General features: G+C 57.9%; 4 protein-coding genes. All 4 read right to left on the reverse strand.

Annotated elements, in window-relative coordinates; translation table 11 throughout:
• On the reverse strand, positions 1-1,069 hold a 1,069-nt coding region (locus I5W_RS21510; RefSeq protein WP_050010712.1), incomplete at its 3' end, for a M20/M25/M40 family metallo-hydrolase.
• Positions 1,066-2,007, reverse strand: a complete 942-nt coding sequence (locus I5W_RS21515; protein ID WP_044530766.1) for an HpcH/HpaI aldolase/citrate lyase family protein — start codon at positions 2,005-2,007, stop codon at positions 1,066-1,068. The genes I5W_RS21515 and I5W_RS21510, both read right to left, overlap by 4 nt.
• Complete coding sequence (locus tag I5W_RS21520) at positions 1,988-2,914, reverse strand: 2-hydroxyacid dehydrogenase (RefSeq protein WP_044530767.1); 927 nt, start codon at positions 2,912-2,914, stop codon at positions 1,988-1,990. Before I5W_RS21520 ends, I5W_RS21515 begins: the two co-directional genes overlap by 20 nt.
• An 11-nt stretch (positions 2,915-2,925) precedes the next feature.
• Positions 2,926-3,519, reverse strand: a 594-nt coding sequence (locus I5W_RS21525) for an RraA family protein (protein ID WP_252717166.1), incomplete at its 5' end; no start/stop codon positions are given.

Raw genomic sequence — 3,519 nt, forward strand, 5'->3', positions numbered from 1 at the left:
AAACGCCCGGGAGCTGGAATCCCTCGTAGCTGATAGTCGCCTTGAGACCTTTACCGATTCGTTCAACAGTCTCAGTAATACGCTCGGAAACCACTTTCTTAGCCTCATCGATATCGACACCAGGGAAGACCCCGATGCGCACCCCCATCGAACACGTGCATGGCACCGATGAGTTCCACTCACCACCGGCCATACGCCCGAGGTTGAAGTTGATAGGATGGTCATGTTCATGGAAAGCTGGATGGCGATTCTCTGGCCGATTCCACTCTTGCTCCAGAATCCGCAAGTCCGCCATGATTTCAATGGCCGCATTGATGGGATTGACTCCGCTTGCCATCATCGCTGCATGAGCGGGCCTTCCGGTCAGTTCGATATTCATCCAGAACACGCCGACCTGTGCACACACCAAGCCGTCGCCCAGCGGTTCGGGGATAATCACACCGTCGAATTTGGTAGAACGACCATCGCTGCTCCCCTTCTGGATGGCGAGCGCGGAAGCCAACGCCCCGTTGCCGGTGCACTCTTCTTCCAGGACCCAATTGAATCCCACTCTACCTTTGGGCTGATAACCCAGATGCCGAAGTGCCTTGAGTGCGACAAGCGTGCAGACGATGCCGGCTTTCATATCTCCGCTACCCCTGCCATACATCCATCCGTCCTTTACGACCGGGTTGTAGGGGCCGTCCGTCCACAGTCCCTCCGGGCCCGTTGGCACGACATCCAGATGCCCGTTAAACAGGACGGAGCGAACATCCTCGTCAGGACCGGAAGCTCCCTCAAAGATTGATAGAAGGTTATAGCGCCCGGCATCCGGGTGACATCGTGGGGAGTAAAGCCCATGTTGGCAAAGCGCATCGGTATCCAATGGAATGCGGTTCACAGCCAAGCCCAGCTCCGCCATGATCTCTTCCATCTGGCGCGTTGCCGCCCATTCGTCCCCAGACTGGCTGGGCGCACGAACCAACCGCTGCAACGTATCGAGCATGTAAGGCTGCAGCGCCGCGACAGCGGCGACAATAGCGTCGACCGAAAGCTCTTTTCCGGCTATCGCCGATTCCCACATTTTCATTGAAACATCCTTCCGTTGGCATCTTCGTTTGCTTCAGCAGCCCAGGCCGAAAATTCAGCGTGCCGCCCCAACAACCGGCGGGCATTGTAGAAGTCGGAAGGGCTGACCGAAGGCGACTGCTTGTTCCCCAGGGCCATCTGCCATTGCATGACACAGTCCTCGGCTGCAGAAACGTCGGATGCCGATGGGGTGAACAAGGTATTGACGATTTGAATCTGAGCAGGCGACACCACGCATTTGGACTTGAAACCAACGCGGGATGCCCACGACAAATCGGCAAGTACAGCCGATTCGTTTCGATATGAGTAAGGCAAATCGATAGGCGTAACGCCGGCTGCGATGCACTCCACCAGGAAACGGGAACGTACATGCTGGAGTTCGATGCTGTCTTCTCCCCTGATGGCGCCTAGAGAAGTGCTCAGGTCCTCTCCCGCAAGCAGGCAGCAGCGTATCCGGTCGCTCTCAGCCAGAATGGACGTCAAGGCGACCAGGCCTCGCGCCGATTCAATGGTAGGTACGATTTCGGTACGGCCGGCCTGAAGCTGATAGGCATGCTCCAGCTTGCCTATCTGTTGATTCAGTTCGCGGATATGCTCCGGCGATTCCACATGCGGAAGAAAGACCGCAACAGGCGCGCCATGCATCACGCCTATCAGGTCATCCAGCCCATCCTCGGTGAGCCGGTTCACGCGCACCGCGCCTACAACACGTTGCTGACGGCACTTCCGCATGAAATTTGCGATTGTTACGCGCGCCTCGATACGGTCCTGGTGAGCCGTGAACTCTTCGAGGTCGGCGACCACGGCATCCGCACCACTGAGCAGTGCCCGCTCTTGCTCCTCGCGATCGCTGCCCGAGACAAACAACCAGCTGCGCCGCAATAACGGGGGCCTCACCGGCACTGCCAATCTGTTCTGGTTAGTAGCCACGGCCGACATCCACCAGGTTCACCAGCGGTTCAGCGCGCGCAAGCCGCTGGATATTCTCAGCAATCTGCAGTCCGATGGTTTCGGACTGCGCCACTGACGCCATATGCGGCGTGACGAACAGATTGGGAACTTTCCAGAGCTTGCTACCCGGCGGAAGTGGCTCTTTCTCGAATACGTCCACATGGGCGCCACCTAGCTGCCCACTAGCCAGTGCTTCGCACAGGTCGTCAATCACCAGCTGTTCGCCGCGACCGACATGGATCAGCTTGGCCCCCTTGGGAAGAAGCGAAAAGGTCTTGGCGTTCAAGAGACCTCTGGTTTCGGCGGTCAAGGGAAGCAGGCAGATGAGAATGTCGCAATCTGACAAGAAGTCCTGAAACTGTTCGTTGCCGACGAACACATCTACGCCTTCAACCGTTTGCTCCCCTCTGGACCAGCCACGGATGGGGAAACCGAAACGTTGCAAATCCTTCGCAACACGGCTACCAATCTGGCCTAGCCCCATGATGCCGATTTTGCACTGCTTGGGTTCCAATTGAAGTGGGCGGAACCACACCCCCTTGCGCTGATTAGCCATCGCCAGATCCAGCTGGCGGTAGTAGAAAAGAACCGACCAGGTGACGAATTCACCCATGCCACGCGCATGCGCAGGGTCTACCACACGACACACCGGCAGACTGGGGAGCTCAGGGTCAGCAAGGATGTTATCTACGCCAGCGGCAATAGCGTGGATCAGTTTTAGATTGGGCATCTTGGCCAGTGCACCATGCGGCGGGTTCCAGCACGCAGCCACCTCGGCCTGGTCGGCGCCGGGCTCACCGTACATCAGCACTTCGAGTTCCGGGGCGGCTTGACGAATATAGGGGGCAATCTGCGACATGTCGTAGTCGCTGCTGAGCAGTGCAATCTTTGTCATCTCTACCTCTTCTATTGGAGTACCAGTACATTTGCGGCGGGTTCACCCGCACGGAGCCGGGCCAGGATCGAGGGCTCGGCGCGGTCCGAAGCCAACGCCTCGTCGATGACGCTCGCCGCCAGTCCCACATCCATGAACAGGACGCCATTGTCATCGGCGAGTACCACATCACCGGGCCGGACCAGAACATTGCCGCAATGAACCGGAACGTTAATTTCGGAACCGAAGCCGTCATAGCGCTTAGTGGTCAACGAACTGGTTCCACGTGAAAAGACGGGAAGTCCTTGCTCCTTGAGCTCCTTGATATCGGTAACAACGCCATCGACGATGATGCCTTGGGCACCTGCGCAAGCTGCAGCACAGGCTGTTACCGCGCCAACTGGGGCATGGGTATGATTTCCCATCATGTCGATGACCAGCACATCGCCCTGTTTCAGCAGCGCGAGTGCCTTGTTCACGGCAACGGCATCTGGTTTCACCAGGCGCAGGGTGACTGCTTTGCCTACGATACGGCCGCCGGGGACTTGCGCGTGCAAGCCGAAGTCAGCAAATCCATATGAACGAGGTGGCCAAGAGTCGGGATGCTGACCGCTCCAGGCGGGCGA

It is taken from the genome of Herbaspirillum sp. B65 (assembly GCF_000333555.1).
GTDB classification, from domain to species: domain Bacteria; phylum Pseudomonadota; class Gammaproteobacteria; order Burkholderiales; family Burkholderiaceae_D; genus Herbaspirillum; species Herbaspirillum rubrisubalbicans.